Genomic DNA, 16,820 nt, shown 5'->3' with positions numbered 1-16,820 from the left:
CTTGCCCCTGAAGGATCATGATGCGCATCGCGATCGAGGCCATGCTCGACTACACAATCGACGGCGCGGCCGACGTGCTGCTGCTGATCGAGGCCGCGAAAATGCCCGACCAGCACCTCGAGGTTCAGGACCTGCGCGTCTATTCCCCCGAGCCGCTGCGCGCGATCCGCGGCGAGGACGGGATCGGGCAACGCTGTTGGGCGCGCGGCGAAGGCGCGTTCCGCGCGGATTACACGGCGATCGTGCGGATCGACCGCCCCTTCGTCGACTTCGCGACGCTCGGCCCCACTCCGGTCCGCGCGATGCCGCCCGAGACGATCCCCTATCTCCTTCCCAGCCGCTATTGTGAATCGGACCGGCTGGAGGGGTTCGTCGACCAGCAATTCGGGCGCCTGCAGGGCGGCGCGCTCGCGGCGGCGCTCGTCGACTGGGTCGCGGGGCATCTGCGCTACGAATGCGGGACGTCGAACGGGACGACGACCGCGATGATGACCTTCGCCGAGCGGCATGGGGTGTGCCGCGACTATGCGCACCTCCTCGTCGCGCTTTCCCGCGCCGGGGGAATCCCCGCGCGTTGCGTTTCGGCCTATGCACCCGGCGTCGACCCGCCCGATTTCCACGCGGTGGCGGAGCTGTGGATCGGCGGCGGCTGGCATCTCGTCGACGCAACGCGGATGGCGTCCTGCGCCGACCTCGTCCGCGTCGCGGTCGGGCGCGATGCGACCGACATCGCGTTCATGACCGTGTTCGGCAGCGCGACCTTCATGGCGCAGCGCGTATCGGTCACGCGGCTCGGCTGAGGGAACAGGCACGCAGGTCGGATCGTTCTATGGGGCTAACGATCAGGAGACCATCATGACCGACGACCCCAAGCTGATCGACGAGCAGGCGCTCGACGGCCTCTCGGTTGCCCCCGGCGATCCGGAAGAGGACGATGCCAAGCACATCCAGCATCCCAAGCAGGATGCCGGGCAGGACCAGTCGATCGCGCAGCGGCTCGAGCGCAACCCGGACAGCCCCGATGCGGCGCTCGACAACGCGCTGGACGAGTCGATGGACGCCTCCGATCCACCCGCCTCGACCCGTCCGGGCGAGAATGGCGAGCCGCCCAAGTCGTCGGGGTATGACGCCGACGCTGAGGCGAAGATTGCCGCCGACAAGGCCTGACCTTTTAACGACACCCGCGCCGCTGTTGCGCGGGTGTCGCACTTTTCGAAATCTTCGGTCGCCAGACTCATCTGATCGCAACAGATGTTGCGTTGCAACACATTCTGTGGTCGCTTGCTCGTGCAGCGGGCGTTGCGTGTTAACCATGGATCAATCCATTGAGCGCATCATCGCCTGACTGCACGATTGTAGCGGAGTGGCACGATGGGTTCTCGGATGAAAGCGGCCAACGGCACGATGACGCTGGCAGAGATGAAGGAATTCGCCGGGTTTCCGGCGGCAACGCAACGCTACATCCGCCGCTCGCTCGACATCGGATTGGACCGGGAAGACGCGATGGCGCGCTGGTCGCGCGACGTGGTCGAGGCGGCGAGCATCCGGGCACAGGCGCGCCTCTACGTTCGTCTGCCGGATATCCGGCTGACGATGCCCGAGGGCGGAACGCTCGAATCGGTCGAACCCTTTCTCGCCCCGCTGCTGACGGTGACCGCGTTCGACCTCGGACAAGGACGCCTCACGACCTTTGCCGCCTATCGCTTCCTGTACGAGCGGCTCGTCGGTCCCGAGGTTCGCCCGTGGCTTCCGGCTGCGTTCTGCGCTGCAGCCGCGCTCCCGCACCTGCACCCGGATCTGCGCCGCAAGCTGCTCCAGTCGATCAGCGAGGCCGCCGCCACCGCGTCGGGCTGGTCGAACCGGCAACCCGGTTTCTACCCGAAATGGGTCGAGAAGGTCGAAGCGGGCGTCCTGCCGCACTGATCATCCGCGCACCGCGTCGCGCATTGGTTCGGCCGTGACGGGATAGCCCAGATCGTCCGGGATACACAGATGCGCGACGCCGGCGCGATTCTCGACCCACGGCGTCACCGTCCGCTGCGGGAAGCGCGAAGCATCCTCGGCGGCGGCGGCGAAGCTTGCAAACTGCGCCAGCCGCTCGAGATTGCGCCGGGTCGGGAAGATGACCGTCGCCTGCCCCGCATCCGCCGCGTCAAGCACCGCCTGCGCGGTCGCCCAGAAGACGCGGACATTCTCGGTATCGTCGACGATCGGCGCGGGGGCGCCTTCCGGAAGCTCGACCAGATAGAAACGCGTGTCGAAGATCCGCGCGGGCGCATGCGAGGGGCACCAGCGGCTGAACGGGACCAGCGCGTCGAGCGCCAGCGGAAGCCCGTCCAGCACCGTTCCCAACGGTACCCCCGCCTGTAACGCCGCGCGCATCGCGGCAAGGTCAGTAGCGGCAAGCGGCGGCAGGCCGACCGGCACGCCGACCTCCTCGAGCGTCTCGCGGATCGCCGCGATCCGCGCGCTGACGTCGTCGCTGTCGCCGTCGTAACTTGTCGCCAGCGCCCGGTCGCCGGGATCGACTCGCCCACCCGGGAAGACCAGCGCCCCGCCCGCAAACGCCATCGCGCGCGAGCGTTCGACGAACAGCAGTTCGGGCGCTCCCGCCCCTGCCCGGAACAGCACGAGCGTCGCGGCGGGGATCGGCGTCGCGGACGGCGCGGTCATGCGCGGAACGCCCAGCGCAACGTGCTCGCAACCCCGAATGTCCCTGCCCGCAGCAGCGGCACGCCGACGCCGGGCTGCTCGAACCCGTGCATCGATCGCGCCCAGCCCGGCAGCAGGTCGATCGCCGCCTGCATCGTCATCGCCTGGAACGGGCGTGCCGCGATCGACGGCGCGGGCTCGTTCAGCAACACGGTCGCGACATCGCGAGTCCGCGCATCGACGCGCAACTGCGGGCGCATCGCGGTACGGATCGCCTCCGCCTCGGCGCGCGTGCGCGGGATCGGATCGACCCCGAGCGGGGCCGCGATCCGCGCCATTTCCGCGACATAGCGGTCCTGGTCGGCGCGCGACATGCCCGGCTCGCCATAACGGATCCAGCCGTCGAGGAAGCTCAACACTTCGCTGACATGGACCCAGGCGAGCAACGCCGGATCATTCGCCCGATACGGCGTGCCGTCGGGGAGCGTTCCACCGATGTGATCGTGGATCCGCCGGACCTTCGCGAGCAACGCCGCCGCATCGTCGGGCGCGCCATAGGTCGTCACCGCGATGAACCGCGCGGTGCGCCGCAACCGCCCCTGCATGTCGTCGCGGAAGCCGGAATGGTCCCACACCCCCGCAAGCACCTTGGGGTGGAGCATCTGGAGCATCAACGCGGTGACGCCACCCACCAGCATCGAGGTGACATCGCCATGCACCCGCCACGCGACCGAATCCGGCGGAAACAACGCATCCTCTCGCCGCTGGACCGGACGCTCGCCGCGCGCCGTGTCGTTGAACAGCGCGCGGACCTGGCCGATGATCAGCCCCTTCAGCGGGCGGGCGAGACGGTCGGCTGGGGACATCGATGGCATGATGACTGAACGATGCGCGCGCGACTAGGGTCCTTGCGTTCCCGCAATCCCGCGCGACGTGCGGCAGGTGACCAAAGGTGCAGGCTTGCTCGCAAGGGGCACGAGGGTGATAAGCCTGGAAGCAAGCGCCTTCCCACGGTCGTGCGGACAAGCGACGGCGGTTGGGGATGACCGCGACGTTGATCGCCTTCGAGATCAACAGGCAGCGCGATATTGATACGCTCTTTACCGCCATCGGTCGCGTCATCGCCAAGCGTAAAGGCTGATACATCTACCGCCGCGGCAAGCAACGCGTACTCACAATTTCGGTCGGCGCGCTTTCTGCTGCCCCCGAGATGATCGGCCTCTCTGCCGCTCGCCAGGCGGGCATTTCAGATTCTGGCTGTGATCAGGCGTGGTGGAGCTGAGCGGAATCGAACCGCTGGCCTCTGCAGTGCGATTGCAGCGCTCTCCCATCTGAGCTACAGCCCCGCACCACGCCATTCCCGCCATTTCCGGGCGGGAGTGCCGCCATAGCGGCGGTTTGGGCGGGACGCAACATTGCTGACGATCTTCCCATCAGACGGGGGCGACGGTTCGCCCTGGGTTTGCGTCAAATCGCGGAACCTCCTGCCGTTTTTCAGGGTTTTAGACGCACCATCAGGACGCATCGAACGACGCGCCATTTGGTGACCATTGTCTCAGGAGGACGCTATCATGGTTGATGAACGCTATTCCCGCCCCGGTTCGGACCGGTATGACAATCGCGAACGCGAGCGTGGCTACAGCCAGAGTTCGTACGGCGACCGCTCGGCGGCGTCGGGACGCGACTATGGCGCTGCGCGCTATCAGAATTACGGCATCCAGGACGACGATCAGGACAACCGTGGCAGCTACGGCAACCAGGGCGGCTACGATCGCGATCGCGGCGGTCATCAGAGCCAGGGTGGCGGCGACCATTATGGCGCGAACACGTACGGCGACCGTTCCAATGGCCGCGGGTCCTACGGCGGCGGCGCGCAGAACGATCGCTTCCAGGGCGGTGGCAGCTACGGCAACCAGGGCCGCAACGATTACGGTCGCCCCGATATGTACGGCAACCGCCAGTCGAACCGGGGTGACGGCCGTGGCCAGAACCAGCAGGGTTATGGCCGCCAGCCACAGGGCTATGACTATGACGACCGTGGCTTCTTCGACCGCGCAGGCGACGAGGTCCGTTCGTGGTTCGGCGACGACGAAGCAAGCCGCCGCCGCGATGCGGACGCCCGCTTCGACGAACAGCGCTACAGCGGCGTGCATGACGAGCATTACGGCAACTGGCGCCGGTCGCAGATCGACGCGCTCGACCGTGATTATCACGAATATCGCGAGGAGAACCGCGGCCGGTTCGAGTCCGAGTTCGGCTCGTGGCGCACCAATCGGCAGACGCAACGCTCGTCGCTGTCCAAGGTCACCGAGCATATGGATGTCGTCGGGTCGGACGGTGGGCATGTCGGCAAGGTCGACAAGGTCAGCGGTGATCGCATCATCCTGACCAAGACCGATACTGACGCGGGCGGTCGCCACCACTCGATCCCGTCGAGCTGGCTCCAGACCGTCGATGACAAGGTGACGATCTCGAAGACCGCCGAGGACGCCAAGGCGCACTGGCGCGACGAGGAACGCAACAAGGCGTTCTTCGGTGAGGACGACAAAGGCTCGGCACAGACCGATACGACCGGCAGCACCGGCCCGCGGACGCTCAACAAGAGCTTTGGCGGCACCTACTAAACCCCTCGTATCACACGGCGAATTCCGGTTCGCCGGATCGGCCCCTCCTCCGCCCGCGCGGAGGAGGGGTTTTTCGTTGCCACGCGCGCGCGCTGCGCATACCTCCATTTCGAAACACAGCCTGGAGTAAAGACAGATGCCCCGTTCCTGGACCTTGAAAAGTCGCCCCAACGGCATGCCGCAGGCGGACAATTTCGCGCTTGTCGAAACCGCTCCGGCAGCGCTGAACGACGGCGAAGTCCGCGTCGCCAACAGATGGCTGTCGGTTGATCCGTACATGCGCGGCCGGATGAACGACACCAAGTCCTACGTCGCACCGTTCGCGCTTGGCGAGCCGATGCAGGGCGGGGCGCTCGGTGAGGTCGTCGAGAGCCGTGCCGACGGGATCAAGGTCGGCGACATCGTCCAGCACATGCTCGGCTGGCGCGACGAAGCCGTCCTGCCCGCGGCACAGGTCCAGAAGCTGCCCGATCTCGGCGTTCCGGTGGAGCAGTTCCTCGGGATGCTGGGGATGCCGGGGATGACCGCCTATTGGGGCCTGCTCGACGTCGCGTCGGCAAAGGCGGGCGATACCGTGTTCGTCTCGGCGGCGGCAGGCGCGGTCGGGTCGACGGTGGTGCAGGTCGCCAAGGCCAAGGGCATGACGGTGATCGGCTCGGCCGGCGGCGCGGACAAGTGCGCCTGGGTCACGTCGCTCGGCGCGAATCACGTGATCGACTATAAGGGCGACGTCCCGCTGGTGAAGGCGCTCGGCGCCGCGGCCCCGAACGGGATCGACGTGTATTTCGACAATGTCGGGGGAAGTCACCTCGATGCGGCGCTGGCACATGCGAACGATCAGGCGCGGTTCGCGGTCTGCGGGATGATCGAGGGCTATAACAGCAGCAAGCCGACCGAGCTGAAATATCTGATGCGTGTCATCGCGGCGCGCATCCGGATCCAGGGCTTCCTCGTGACGCCGTATTTCGCGCGGGCGCAGGAATTCTACCAGGATATGGCGGCGATGGTGAAGTCGGGTGCGCTGACCAGTCAGGATACCGTCCATAACGGTCTCGATGCGACGCCGGACGCGTTCCTCGGGTTGTTCAGCGGGGGGAATACGGGGAAGATGCTGGTTCGGCTGTAAGGTCTCTGGCCGGGGGTGTCGCGGCGCGACGCCCTCGGTCGGTTGTTCACGCCGGATTGCCAGTGCCACCCCGGCGAAGGCCGGGGCCCAAGAGAGGAACAAGCGTTATCGAAATTTCACGCTTCGTTTCCCTGCTTCTCACTACTGGGCCCCGGCCTTCGCCGGGGAGGTAGATAGCGAAAGCAGGGCGACCCTTAGATCGCCCCTGCGAACGTATTGCACGCATTCGGATCGCCGCTCTCCATTCCGGTCCGCAACCACTTCATCCGCTGAGCCGAGGTGCCGTGCGTAAAGCTGTCGGGCACCACGCGGCCCTGCGACTGCTGCTGGAGCGTATCGTCGCCGATCGCATGCGCGGCGGTCATGCCTTCCTCAACGTCGCCGGGCTCGAGCCGGTCGCGATTCTGCGCCGCCCACACGCCGGCATAGCAATCCGCCTGCAGCTCGAGCTTGACCGATGCCTGGTTGCCCTCGACCTCGTTGCCGCTTCGCTGGATCTGCGAAACCTTGTCGGACGTGCCGAGCAGGTTCTGGATGTGATGGCCGAATTCATGCGCGATCACATAATCCTGCGCGAAATCGCCCTTTGCGCCGAAGCGGTTGGCGAGTTCTGCGAAGAAGCTGGTGTCGAGATAGACGCCCTGGTCGCGCGGGCAATAGAACGGTCCCATCGCGCTCTGTGCCGCGCCGCAGCCCGAACGACCGTTGCCGCCGTAGAAGACGAGCTTGGGCTGCTGGAACTGCTGCCCGTTGCGCTGGAAGATCGCCGCCCAGGTCTTGTCCGCCGAACTGAACGCGTTGCACGCGGTCCGGCTTTCGGCATTCAGCGTGCAGCTCGACTTGGCGTCGGTCCCGCCGCGCGCGCTCCCGCCCTGTTGCCCGACCTGCTGGGTCGGCGCGCCGACCTGCCCGCCGCCACCACCGAGCATGCCGAGGCCGCCACCGAAGAAGACCAGCACTGCGAGCAAAACCGCCACGCCGCCGCAACCGAACCGGCTGAACACCAGCGGCACCAGCCCGAGCAGCAGACCGCCGCCGCCCCCGCCGAACCCACCGCCGCCGCCGCCCTGACCGCGCTGGTCCTCGACGTTGATGTTGGGATCGAAATCGTCGAGACGCATGGCGGATATATTCCGGATTCGTTGCCGTTGCGGCATGAATGCGCGGCGGCCCCGCTTGTTGCAAGCGCGCAGGCCGATGCGGCACTTTTGTCAGGCGGACCCGTTCGCGTTTCATCAAACTGTCGTTGATCCCGCACCGCAACACGCGCATGTCGAACGCATGGCGGATGCAGAGTCGATCAAGCCCAAACGGCGCGCGAAGGCGCTGCCCTTGCCCGATTGTGTGGCGCTTGTGCTGCAAGGAGGCGGTGCGCTCGGCAGTTATCAGGCCGGAGTGATCGAGGGACTCGCGTCGAGCGGGATCGAGATCGACTGGGTCTCGGGCATCTCGATCGGCGCGATCAACGCCGCGATCTTCGCGGGCAATCCGCCGGAGCAGCGCGTCGAGAAACTCGCCGCCTTCTGGGACACGATGACCGGCGCGTTGCCGTGCTTCCCGATCTTTCCCGACGACCGGATCCGCGAGTTCCTCCACGAGGTCTCGGCTGCGACCGTGTTGTCGATGGGGGTCCCGGGGTTCTTCTCGCCGCGGCTCCTTCCTCCGACGATGGCCTTCCCCGGCACCCCGGACGCGCTGAGCTTCTACGACAGCACCCCGCTCAAGGCGACGCTCGACGGGCTGATCGACTGGGACCTGCTCAACGACGGGCCGGTGCGGCTGTCGGTCGGCGCGGTCGATGTCGAGAGCGGCAATTTCAGCTATTTCGACACGACCGACATGCGGATCGACGCGCGCCATATCATGGCCTCGGGCGCGCTGCCGCCGGGGTTGCCCGCGATCGAGATCGACGGGCGGCTGTGGTGGGATGGCGGGCTCGTCTCCAACACTCCGCTGACGCACGTGCTCGAACATCAGCAGGGCGAATTGCTCGCGTTCCAGATCGACCTGTTCCCCGCCGCGACCGAACGCCCGCGCACGATCATGGACGTGATGGCGCGCGAGAAGGAGATCCGCTTCTCGAGCCGCACGCGCCAGGTCTCCGACCAGATGATGCGCGACCGCAAGGATCGCGAACTCGCCCGCCGCGTGCTCGCGAAGCTGCCCGAATCGATGCGCGACGACCCCGACGTGGTGGCGCTCGCGGCACGGACCAACGCCGATCCGGTCAACCTCGTCCATCTCATCCACCGTGCCAATGCATGGGAGGGCGGGAGCCGCGACTTCGAATTCTCCGCACGCACGATGCGCGAGCATTGGAACGCGGGGATGAAGGCGGTCGCCGAGACGATGGCGAACGCCGAGCTGATCGCGCAGAATATCGAGACCGGCAAGAGCGCCGCGTTCGACCTGACCCAGCGCCTCACCCCGCGCCCGTTCTGACCCTTCCCCCGCCGAAACGGAGACTCCCCATGTTCCTCAAGGGCAAAACCGCGATCGTCACCGGGTCGACCTCCGGGATCGGCCTCGCCTACGCCAGACTGTTCGCGCGCGAAGGCGCGAACGTGATGATCAACGGTTTCGGCGACGCCGCCGCGATCGAAGCCGACCGTGCGGCGCTGGAAGCAGCGAGCGGCGGCAAGGCGCTGTACGACGCCGCCGACATGACCAGGCCCGACCAGATCGCGGCGATGGTCCACCGCTGCCACCGCGAGCTCGGCGGACCGGACATTCTCGTCAACAACGCGGGCATCCAGCATGTCGCGCCGATCGAGGACTTTCCCGCGGACAAGTTCGAGGCGATCATCCAGATCAACCTCAATTCCGCCTGGTACATGATGCAGGCGGCGGTTCCGTACATGAAGGCCGCGAAATGGGGCCGGATCATCTCGACCGCCTCGGCGCATTCGCTCGTCGCGAGCCCTAACAAGTCGGCCTACGTCATGGCGAAGCACGGCCTCGTCGGCCTGTCCAAGACGATCGCGCTCGAGACCGCGACGGACGGGATCACGGTCAACTGCATCTCGCCCGGCTATGTCTGGACGCCGCTGGTCGAGGCGCAGATCCCCGACACGATGAAGGCGCGCGGCCTGACGCGCGCGCAGGTGATGGACGACGTGCTGCTCGCCGCGCAGCCGACCAAGGAATTCGTCACGGTCGACCAGGTCGCCGCGCTCGCGCTGTTCCTGTGCCGCGACGAGGCGAAGGCGATCACCGGCGCGAACCTCTCGGTCGACGGCGGGTGGACCGCGGCCTGACCGCTCCGTCGGCGACTGCCTGACGGTTATCCTTGGCTTTCCCGGGCTGGCGTGGTTGATTGGTGGGATGTCGCATGACCGCCCGCCGTCCGCACTTCGATGCCCCTGAAGGGTCCGGCCCGCTGCTCGGGGTTGATGCTCGTTGCCGCGCTCACCGCTTTCGGGTGCAAGCCCGCGAAGGCCATCGCCAAGAAGTCGGGCACCGTCAGCACCGATCTCGACTGGCGCCGGGTCGCGACCCCGGCGGATCGGTCGCGCTTGCGGTCCTGGCGCGGGGCGTGGATCGACGCACTGGCGAAGGTCCGCGCCGCGGGCCTGATCGCGCCGATCGACGCCGATCCGCTGCTGTTCGATCCCGACCGCGCGTTGCCCGATGCGGTGCCACCGCCGGGCACCTATCGCTGCAGCGTGACAAAACTCGGCGCGCACGGCACGGCGATGCGCGACCTGACCATGTACCCGCCGGTCGATTGCCGGGTCGATCGCGACGGCGGGCAGGTCCGGCTGTCGAAGGTCGGCGGCGGGCAACGCCCGGTCGGCGTGCTGTTCGACGATTCATCGTCGCGCGCGGTCTTCCTCGGCACGATGCTGTTCGGCGACGAGCACCGCCCGCTCGCCTATGGCCGCGACGGGACTCGCGACCTTGCGGGCTATGTCGAGCGGATCGGGGTCCGGCGGTGGCGCCTCGTCCTGCCGTCACCGCGGTTCGAATCGGTGCTCGACGTGGTGGAGATCGTGCCGGCGGAATAGCCGCGGTCGTTCGCCGTCGCCTCCCCCGTCAGGCCTTGCCGGTCTCCGGCAGGTCCGCGGCATTCTCGCGCTTCTCGGGCCGGATGTAGATCGACGACAGCATCGGCTCGGCCTTCTTCAGGTCGGTCTCGATCGTTTCGATCGAGGTCTCCGCCTCGCCCATCGTCAGCGTATCGACGAAGTCCGCGCTGATCGCCACGAAGATGCTTTGCGGCGCGGTGTGGATCGTGCGGACGTGGTTGACGCAGGTGATCTCCGGGCGCCCGTCGACGATCGCACGGACTCGCGCGACGATCGCCGGGTCCGCGCCCTCCCCGATCAGCAACCCCTTCGCCTCGCGCGCGAGCAACGCTGCGACCACGCCGAGGATTCCCCCGATCACGATCGACGCGATCCCGTCGATCCGCGGATCCTGCAGATAATGGCTCAGCCACACGCCGACGCCTGCGACAATCAACCCCGCCAGTGCCGCCGAATCCTCGAACAGCACGATGAACCCCGCCGGGTCCTTCGACCGCCGGACCGCCTGCCACCACCCACGCCCGCGGTTATCCGCGGCGAAACCGCGCATCGCGAGGACCCAGGACGTCCCCTCGAGCGCAAAGGCGACCCCCAGAACGATATAATTGACCAGCGGGTCGCGCAGCGGCTCGGGTTCCTCGAGATGGACCCAGCCTTCGTAGACCGACACGCCCGCACCGACCCCGAAGATCAGGATCGCGACGACGAAGCTCCAGAAGTACAGTTCGCGGCCATAGCCGAACGGATAGGCCGCATCGGGCGGGCGCTTGCCGCGATGCTGGCCGTACAGCAGCAGCACCTGATTGAAGCTGTCGACGACCGAGTGGAACCCTTCGGTCAGCATCGACGACGATCCAGTGATCGCCGCCGCGACGAACTTCGCCACCGCAATGCCGAGATTGGCGGCAAGCGCGGCGAAGATCACCAGGTTGGACTCGCCTTCTTTGGCAGCGGACATGTCGGACTTCCTGTTCCGCGCGCCGGTCAGGCGGCGATGGTGGCGCGCGCGCGACCGTAGATGAAATACACCAGCAGCCCGATCGCATTCCACGCAACGAACGAAAGCTGCGTTACGACCTGCAGGCTGGTGAAAAGATACGCGCAGCCCAGAATCGCGAGCGGCGCGATGATCCAGGCGAGCGGCATGCGGAACGGCCGCCGCGCGTCGGGCGCGCGCCGCCGCAGCACCAGCACGCACGCCGCCACCGCGACGAACGCACACAGCGTGCCGGCATTGGCGAGGCTGGCGATCACGTCGATCGGCATCAGCGCTGCGATGATGCTGACGAACAGCGCGGTCACCAGCGTGACCCGCGCCGGAGTCCCGCGCGCCGAGACGCGCGCGAGCGCAGGTGGGAGGAACCCGTCGCGCGCCATCACGAGGAAGATCCGGCTCTGCCCGTACAGGAACCCGAGGATCACCGTCGGCAGCGCGATCGCCGCCGCCGCCGCGATGATCGTCGCGATACCGGGCTGCTGCAACTGGACGAGGATCAGCGCAAGTGGCTCGGCACTCTTGCCGAACACGCTGTAATGGACCGCGCCGACTGCGGCGAGCGCGACGACGATGTAGATGATCGTGCACACGACCATCGACCCGACGATCCCGATCGCGAGATCGCGCTCGGGGTTCTTGGTTTCCTCGGCCGCGGTCGAGATCGCGTCGAAGCCGTAGAAGGCGAAGAAGATGATCGCGGCCGCGCCCATCATCCCGTATTTCACCCCGTCCGCGCCCGCGACGCTGCCATAACCATAGGGCGCGAACGGATGCAGGTTGGCGGTGTCGAAATGCGGCAGCGCGACGATGACGAACAGCGTCAGCGTGACGATCTTGAGGATGACGAGCGCGCTGTTGATCCGCGCGCTCTCGCGCGTGCCTAGCGTCAGCAGCCCGGCGACGACCGCGATGATGAACACCGCTGGCAGGTTGATCCCGAACGCGCCCCCGACGCTCGGCCCGTGCGTCAGCACCTCGGGCAGCACGATTCCGACCCCTGCGAGGAAGCGCACCGCATAGCTCGACCAGCCGACCGCGACCGCCGAGACGACGAGCGAATATTCGAGGATCAGGCTCCAGCCGACGACCCAGGCGATGATCTCGCCGAGCACCGCATAGCTATAGGTATAGGCGCTGCCCGAGGCGGGGATCATCGTCGCCATCTCGGCATAGCACAGCGCCGCACACGCGCAGATCGCGCCCGCGACCGCGAAGCTCAGCAACACCGCCGGACCCGCGCGATCCGACGCGACGCCGATCAGCGTCAGGATGCCCGTTCCCACGATCGCCCCGACGCCGAGCGCGATCAGATGCGGCCAGGACAGGGTCCGCGCGAGTTGCTGTCCGGCGGGCTGCTCCGCGCCGCTGGTGATGATCTTGCGGCGCAACAGACTGGCCATGCTTCCCCCGGGAATGTTTTATCGTTGGTGGAGCGCCTTACCGCGGGATCGTCGCAGGAGGAAAGCCCTGCCGGCGGGGAGAGCACGATCGCCCTCGCTGCACGCGCACCACCTCCCCTTCTTCCCCGGCGAAGGCCGGGGCCCAGTCGCGGGCCAGTCATGGCAGACGCTGCACGTGCTTGCACAGGCCATCGCTACTGGGCCCCGGCCTCCGCCGGGGAAGCGAAAGGAGGGGGACTGCGGACATACACCTTTATAGCTCCCGCACGAGCACCATCAAAGATAGCCTATCCCGCCCCACCCCTCTAAGCGGACCCGCATGACCACCCCCGCCCCAGCCCCGGCGATGCACCGCCACGAATTTGTCGCCTTCGTCGCCGCGCTGATGGCGGTCAACGCGCTCGGCGTCGACCTGATGCTCCCGGCGCTCGCCGACATCGGGCGCGACCTGTCGATCGCCACCGCCAACCACCGGCAGTGGATCATCACCGCCTACATGCTCGGGTTCGGCACCGGCCAGCTCGCCTATGGCCCGCTGACCGACCGTTATGGCCGCAAGCCGATCCTCATCATCACGCTGCTCGGCTTCGTCGCGGCAAGCATCTTCGCGGCGAGTTCGGGTACGTTCGGCGCGCTGCTCGGCGCGCGCATCCTGCAGGGGCTGATGTCGGCGGCGACACGCGTGCTCGCGGTCGCAATTGTGCGTGACAATTTCTCGGGGCGGACGATGGCGCGGACATTGTCGGTCGCGCAGATGATCTTCTTCCTCGTGCCGATCCTCGCGCCGAGCCTCGGGCAGGTGCTGCTGACGATGGGGCCGTGGCGCTTCATCTTCTACGGGCTCGCCGGGTTCGCCGCGTTCGTGCTGGCGTGGACGCTCGCACGGCTGCGCGAATCGCTCCCGGTCGCGCGGCGGGTGCCGATCTCGATCGCGACGCTGTCCAGCTCCTACCGATTGACGCTGACCAACCGCTATTCGGCGGGCTATGCGCTCGCCGCGTCGCTGACGTTCGGCGGGATCATTGCGTTCGTGGCGTCGGCGCAGCAGATCTTCGTCGATGAATTCCACGCGGGCGAACGCTTCACGATCCTGTTCGCGGTCTGCGCGTTTTCGATGGGGTGCGCCTCCTTTGCCAACAGCCGGCTGGTCGAGCGACTGGGGACGCGGCTGATCTCGCAGGTCGCGGTGTTCGGCCTGATCGGCCTGTCGCTGATCCACCTTGCGGTGATCGCGACCGGCGCGGAGTCGCTTATCACCTACATGGTGTTCCAGGCGCTGAGCATGACGTGCATCGGGCTGTGCGGCTCCAACTTCGGCGCGATGGCGATGGAACCGGTCGGGCATATCGCGGGAACTGCGTCTTCGGTGCAGGGGTTCATCACCAGCGTCGGCGCGGTCCTGGTCGGCACCGCGATCGGGCAATCGTACAATGGCACGACCTTTCCGCTCGCGATCGGCTATCTCGCGATCGGGGTCGCTGTGTTGGGGATCATCTGGGTCGTCGAGGGCGGGGCACTGTTCAAGCCAAGAATGCAGCACGACTAACCACGTTGGCCGGACAATCTTAACCAAGGTTTAGTTCGGCAGACAACACAGGTTACCCCCAGTATATTTACTTATTGCCATCCGGTTAAGGACCGGGACCTTTTCCGGCACCGCTCGTTACCGCGACAGGATTTACTGCCCTACCCCCGGGGCGGATCCGCAGCCCGACGGAGACAAGCGATGCGTGCATTATGCTGGCATGGAAAAGGCGACGTTCGCGTCGACACCGTAGCCGACCCCGAAATCAAGCACCCCCGCGATGCGATCATCAAGGTCACCGCCTGCGCGATCTGCGGGTCGGATCTTCACCTGCTCGACGGCTATCAGCCCACGATGGAATCGGGCGACATCCTTGGCCATGAGAACATGGGCGAAGTCGTCGCGCTCGGGTCGGAGGTGACCAACCTCAAGATCGGCGACCGCGTCGTCGTGCCGTTCACGATCAGCTGCGGCGATTGCTGGTTCTGCCGCAAGGGGCTGTTCTCGGCCTGCTGCACGACAAACCCCAATGCCGAGATGGCGATCAAGGCGATGGGCCATTCGCCCGCCGGCCTGTTCGGGTTCAGCCACATGCTCGGCGGTTATTGCGGCGGCCAGGCCGAATATCTGCGCGTGCCGATGGCCGATTTCGGCCCGATCAAGGTGCCCGACAGCATCACCGACGAGCAGGCGCTGTTCCTCTCGGACATCTTCCCGACCGGCTACATGGCAGCGGAAAACGCGCAGATCGAGCCCGGCGACACGGTTGCGATCTGGGGTTGCGGCCCGGTCGGCCAGTTCGCGATCCGCTCGGCGCTAATGCTTGGCGCAGGGCGCGTCATCGCGATCGACGAAGTGCCCGAGCGGCTGCGGATGGCGGAAGCCGGCGGCGCCGAGACGATCGATTTCAGCGACGTCGAGAACGTCTATGACGAGCTGCAATATCGCACCAAGGGCCGCGGGCCGGACAGCTGCATCGACGCGGTCGGTGCGGAAGCCTCGGGCCACGGTTCGGTGGATGCGGTGCTCGACAAGGCCAAGGCCACGGTCGGCCTTGCGACTGATCGCATCCATGTGCTGCGCGAAGCGATCATGAGCTGCCGGATGGGCGGCACGGTGTCGATCCCGGGCGTCTATGTCGGCATGGGCGACAAGGTCCCGCTCGGCGCGCTGATGAACAAGGGCCTGACGATCAAGGCGGGCCAGACGCACGTCCAGGCGTACACCAAGCCGCTCCTCGCGCGGATCGAGGCGGGCGACATCGACCCGAGCTTCGTCGTGACGCACCCCGCTTCGCTCGAGGATGCGCCGGAAATGTACCAGAAGTTCCGCGACAAGGAAGACGGCGTCATCAAGGTCGTGATGCGCCCGCACGGGTAAGGCTTGGTCGGGGTGGCGGCGGTGCCGTCACCCCGGCGACGGTAGTGCGCCGTAGGTTTGTACATGCGAATGTCGTGTTTTGGCGGAGTACTGACCGTCAACTGCTGTGCGTCAAATAGCAAAAAGCCGCCAGCCTTTCGGCCAGCGGCTCTTTCAATTTCAGTCGAAATTAGGCGTAGGCAACTGTCGTCCGGACCTGCTGGCGGCGACGAACGGTGCAACCGATCATGCCGAAGCCTGCCAGCATCATCGCCCACGTTGCGGGCTCAGGAACAGCGCCGCCGGCCACGTCCGAACCGAACGTGATATCGTCGTAGCCGGTCTGGCTCGCGGTTCCACCGAAGTCGATCGAGTGAGCGGTACCTGCAAACGCGACGCCCGCATTGGTAAAGTTGCAGAAATCGCCGGTGGGGTCACCGCCGCAGTTCTGGGTAAATTGCGCGCTCAGATCGATTGTCCCGAGCAGGGTGCCAGTTCCGTTGAAACCGCTGAACACGCGTACCGTCGCGGCCGTCGCGGACGTGTAGAAAAAGGAGAATCCGGTATCGAACCCGTTTGTCACGTTCAGGATCGGGATCTCGGCGCCGGTGAAAAAGAAAATCGTGTTTCCCGACGGCTCGTTTGCAAAGTTACCGTTGCCGCCGGCGTCGGAATCAACCAGAGCAAGCGTCGAGGCTGAGAAAGTATAATTCGGAGCGTAGAAGTTACCGACTGCTGTGCTGTCGGCAATGCCCTCAAACGTCAGAACTGTGACTGCAGCTGATGCTGGTGCTGCGGCACACAGAGCAATCACGGATGCAGCAGCTATCGTAGCTAGGCGAGATTTCATGACGAGCTCTCCTTGGTCGACGGAATCGTCCTCTTGACTATTCTCGTTTGTGACCTCCTGAAAAGGAGCAAGGACCGTGCCACTGTCAAATTTACAATCAGCTATCGTATTGGCCAGATGAGACTGTAAAAGTTGATTACACATTGTCTTGATTCACTGTCGGTAGAATTAACAGTGACTATTTGGGTCAATCTGGCTCTGGCGAGTATAGACGACGATGCGAATATCGAGATAATCCATTAACTTGCCGACCGGCGGG

At 66.0% G+C, this 16,820-nt stretch carries 16 protein-coding genes and 1 tRNA gene; 10 read left to right on the top strand and 7 right to left on the bottom strand.

The features are described from left to right. Positions 1-17: 17 nt before the first annotated feature. The 3 genes from RH91_RS12470 (at position 18) to RH91_RS12460 (ending at position 1,923) form a co-directional block, all read left to right on the top strand. Positions 18-800, top strand: a complete 783-nt coding sequence (locus tag RH91_RS12470; protein ID WP_010163112.1) for a transglutaminase-like domain-containing protein — start codon at positions 18-20, stop codon at positions 798-800. A 55-nt stretch (positions 801-855) separates the two neighbouring features. Continuing rightward, a complete protein-coding gene (locus RH91_RS12465; protein WP_010163111.1) occupies positions 856-1,167 on the top strand; it encodes a hypothetical protein in 312 nt (103 codons plus the stop codon). 204 nt (positions 1,168-1,371) lie between these two features. Next, on the top strand, positions 1,372-1,923 hold the full coding sequence (locus RH91_RS12460) for a hypothetical protein (protein ID WP_029623833.1): 552 nt from the start codon (positions 1,372-1,374) through the stop codon (positions 1,921-1,923). On the opposite strand, the gene RH91_RS12455 is transcribed toward RH91_RS12460, so the two are convergent. The 3 genes from RH91_RS12455 to RH91_RS12445 form a co-directional block, all read right to left on the bottom strand. Next, on the bottom strand, positions 1,924-2,673 hold the full coding sequence (locus tag RH91_RS12455; protein ID WP_010163109.1) for an NUDIX hydrolase: 750 nt from the start codon (positions 2,671-2,673) through the stop codon (positions 1,924-1,926). It abuts the gene before it with no gap. Next, positions 2,670-3,518: an oxygenase MpaB family protein gene (locus RH91_RS12450; RefSeq protein WP_010163108.1), complete on the bottom strand. Its 849-nt coding sequence runs from the start codon at positions 3,516-3,518 to the stop codon at positions 2,670-2,672. The genes RH91_RS12455 and RH91_RS12450 overlap by 4 nt, the downstream gene beginning before the upstream one ends. 404 nt (positions 3,519-3,922) lie before the next feature. Then, positions 3,923-3,998, bottom strand: a tRNA-Ala gene (locus tag RH91_RS12445). Positions 3,999-4,223: 225 nt separating this feature from the next. Here RH91_RS12445 and RH91_RS12440 point away from each other — a divergent pair. Both RH91_RS12440 and RH91_RS12435 read left to right on the top strand, forming a co-directional pair. Then, entirely contained in the window at positions 4,224-5,276 is a 1,053-nt protein-coding gene (locus tag RH91_RS12440) for a DUF2171 domain-containing protein (protein ID WP_010163107.1), read from the top strand. Between the two features lie 175 nt (positions 5,277-5,451). Next, entirely contained in the window at positions 5,452-6,402 is a 951-nt protein-coding gene (locus RH91_RS12435) for an MDR family NADP-dependent oxidoreductase (RefSeq protein ID WP_010163106.1), read from the top strand. 194 nt (positions 6,403-6,596) lie between these two features. On the opposite strand, the gene ypfJ is transcribed toward RH91_RS12435, so the two are convergent. Further along, on the bottom strand, positions 6,597-7,523 hold the full coding sequence (gene ypfJ / locus RH91_RS12430; protein WP_010163104.1) for a KPN_02809 family neutral zinc metallopeptidase: 927 nt from the start codon (positions 7,521-7,523) through the stop codon (positions 6,597-6,599). Between the two features lie 160 nt (positions 7,524-7,683). Between ypfJ and RH91_RS12425 the strand changes: the two genes are divergently transcribed. The 3 genes from RH91_RS12425 (at position 7,684) to RH91_RS12415 (ending at position 10,409) form a co-directional block, all read left to right on the top strand. Then, entirely contained in the window at positions 7,684-8,844 is a 1,161-nt protein-coding gene (locus RH91_RS12425) for a DUF3734 domain-containing protein (RefSeq protein ID WP_010163103.1), read from the top strand. A 29-nt stretch (positions 8,845-8,873) separates the two neighbouring features. After that, positions 8,874-9,659 (top strand): 3-hydroxybutyrate dehydrogenase, encoded by a 786-nt coding sequence (locus RH91_RS12420; RefSeq protein WP_010163102.1) that lies wholly within the window; start codon positions 8,874-8,876, stop codon positions 9,657-9,659. Between the two features lie 135 nt (positions 9,660-9,794). Further along, a complete protein-coding gene (locus RH91_RS12415; RefSeq protein ID WP_010163101.1) occupies positions 9,795-10,409 on the top strand; it encodes a DUF4893 domain-containing protein in 615 nt (204 codons plus the stop codon). Positions 10,410-10,437: 28 nt separating this feature from the next. Here RH91_RS12415 and RH91_RS12410 read toward each other — a convergent pair whose 3' ends face one another. Further along, the gene (locus RH91_RS12410) at positions 10,438-11,388 is read right to left on the bottom strand and encodes a cation diffusion facilitator family transporter (protein WP_010163100.1); all 951 of its coding nucleotides are present in this window, start codon (positions 11,386-11,388) and stop codon (positions 10,438-10,440) included. A gap of 26 nt (positions 11,389-11,414) precedes the next feature. After that, positions 11,415-12,827: an amino acid permease gene (locus RH91_RS12405; RefSeq protein ID WP_010163099.1), complete on the bottom strand. Its 1,413-nt coding sequence runs from the start codon at positions 12,825-12,827 to the stop codon at positions 11,415-11,417. Positions 12,828-13,173: 346 nt separating this feature from the next. Here RH91_RS12405 and RH91_RS12400 point away from each other — a divergent pair, with 346 nt between their 5' ends. Together RH91_RS12400 and RH91_RS12395 are read left to right on the top strand one after the other, a co-directional pair. Next, on the top strand, positions 13,174-14,373 hold the full coding sequence (locus RH91_RS12400; protein WP_010163098.1) for a multidrug effflux MFS transporter: 1,200 nt from the start codon (positions 13,174-13,176) through the stop codon (positions 14,371-14,373). A gap of 180 nt (positions 14,374-14,553) precedes the next feature. Then, positions 14,554-15,732 (top strand): zinc-dependent alcohol dehydrogenase, encoded by a 1,179-nt coding sequence (locus RH91_RS12395; RefSeq protein WP_010163096.1) that lies wholly within the window; start codon positions 14,554-14,556, stop codon positions 15,730-15,732. A 169-nt stretch (positions 15,733-15,901) separates the two neighbouring features. On the opposite strand, the gene RH91_RS12390 is transcribed toward RH91_RS12395, so the two are convergent. Then, positions 15,902-16,561, bottom strand: a complete 660-nt coding sequence (locus RH91_RS12390; protein ID WP_081469535.1) for a PEPxxWA-CTERM sorting domain-containing protein — start codon at positions 16,559-16,561, stop codon at positions 15,902-15,904. Positions 16,562-16,820 lie beyond the last annotated feature (259 nt).

It is taken from the genome of Sphingomonas sp. PAMC 26617 (assembly GCF_000242835.1).
Lineage (GTDB): Bacteria > Pseudomonadota > Alphaproteobacteria > Sphingomonadales > Sphingomonadaceae > Sphingomonas.
The sequence above is the reverse complement of the archived record's forward strand: the minus strand, read 5'-3'. Positions and strand labels throughout refer to the sequence as shown.

Coding starts and splice junctions, on each gene's coding strand:
- RH91_RS12470 (WP_010163112.1), top strand. CDS start 18: ATGATGCGCATCGCGATCGAGGCCATGCTCGACTACACAATCGACGGC.
- RH91_RS12465 (WP_010163111.1), top strand. CDS start 856: ATGACCGACGACCCCAAGCTGATCGACGAGCAGGCGCTCGACGGCCTC.
- RH91_RS12460 (WP_029623833.1), top strand. CDS start 1,372: ATGGGTTCTCGGATGAAAGCGGCCAACGGCACGATGACGCTGGCAGAG.
- RH91_RS12455 (WP_010163109.1), bottom strand. CDS start 2,673: ATGACCGCGCCGTCCGCGACGCCGATCCCCGCCGCGACGCTCGTGCTG.
- RH91_RS12450 (WP_010163108.1), bottom strand. CDS start 3,518: ATGTCCCCAGCCGACCGTCTCGCCCGCCCGCTGAAGGGGCTGATCATC.
- RH91_RS12440 (WP_010163107.1), top strand. CDS start 4,224: ATGGTTGATGAACGCTATTCCCGCCCCGGTTCGGACCGGTATGACAAT.
- RH91_RS12435 (WP_010163106.1), top strand. CDS start 5,452: ATGCCGCAGGCGGACAATTTCGCGCTTGTCGAAACCGCTCCGGCAGCG.
- ypfJ (WP_010163104.1), bottom strand. CDS start 7,523: ATGCGTCTCGACGATTTCGATCCCAACATCAACGTCGAGGACCAGCGC.
- RH91_RS12425 (WP_010163103.1), top strand. CDS start 7,684: ATGGCGGATGCAGAGTCGATCAAGCCCAAACGGCGCGCGAAGGCGCTG.
- RH91_RS12420 (WP_010163102.1), top strand. CDS start 8,874: ATGTTCCTCAAGGGCAAAACCGCGATCGTCACCGGGTCGACCTCCGGG.
- RH91_RS12415 (WP_010163101.1), top strand. CDS start 9,795: ATGCTCGTTGCCGCGCTCACCGCTTTCGGGTGCAAGCCCGCGAAGGCC.
- RH91_RS12410 (WP_010163100.1), bottom strand. CDS start 11,388: ATGTCCGCTGCCAAAGAAGGCGAGTCCAACCTGGTGATCTTCGCCGCG.
- RH91_RS12405 (WP_010163099.1), bottom strand. CDS start 12,827: ATGGCCAGTCTGTTGCGCCGCAAGATCATCACCAGCGGCGCGGAGCAG.
- RH91_RS12400 (WP_010163098.1), top strand. CDS start 13,174: ATGCACCGCCACGAATTTGTCGCCTTCGTCGCCGCGCTGATGGCGGTC.
- RH91_RS12395 (WP_010163096.1), top strand. CDS start 14,554: ATGCGTGCATTATGCTGGCATGGAAAAGGCGACGTTCGCGTCGACACC.
- RH91_RS12390 (WP_081469535.1), bottom strand. CDS start 16,561: ATGAAATCTCGCCTAGCTACGATAGCTGCTGCATCCGTGATTGCTCTG.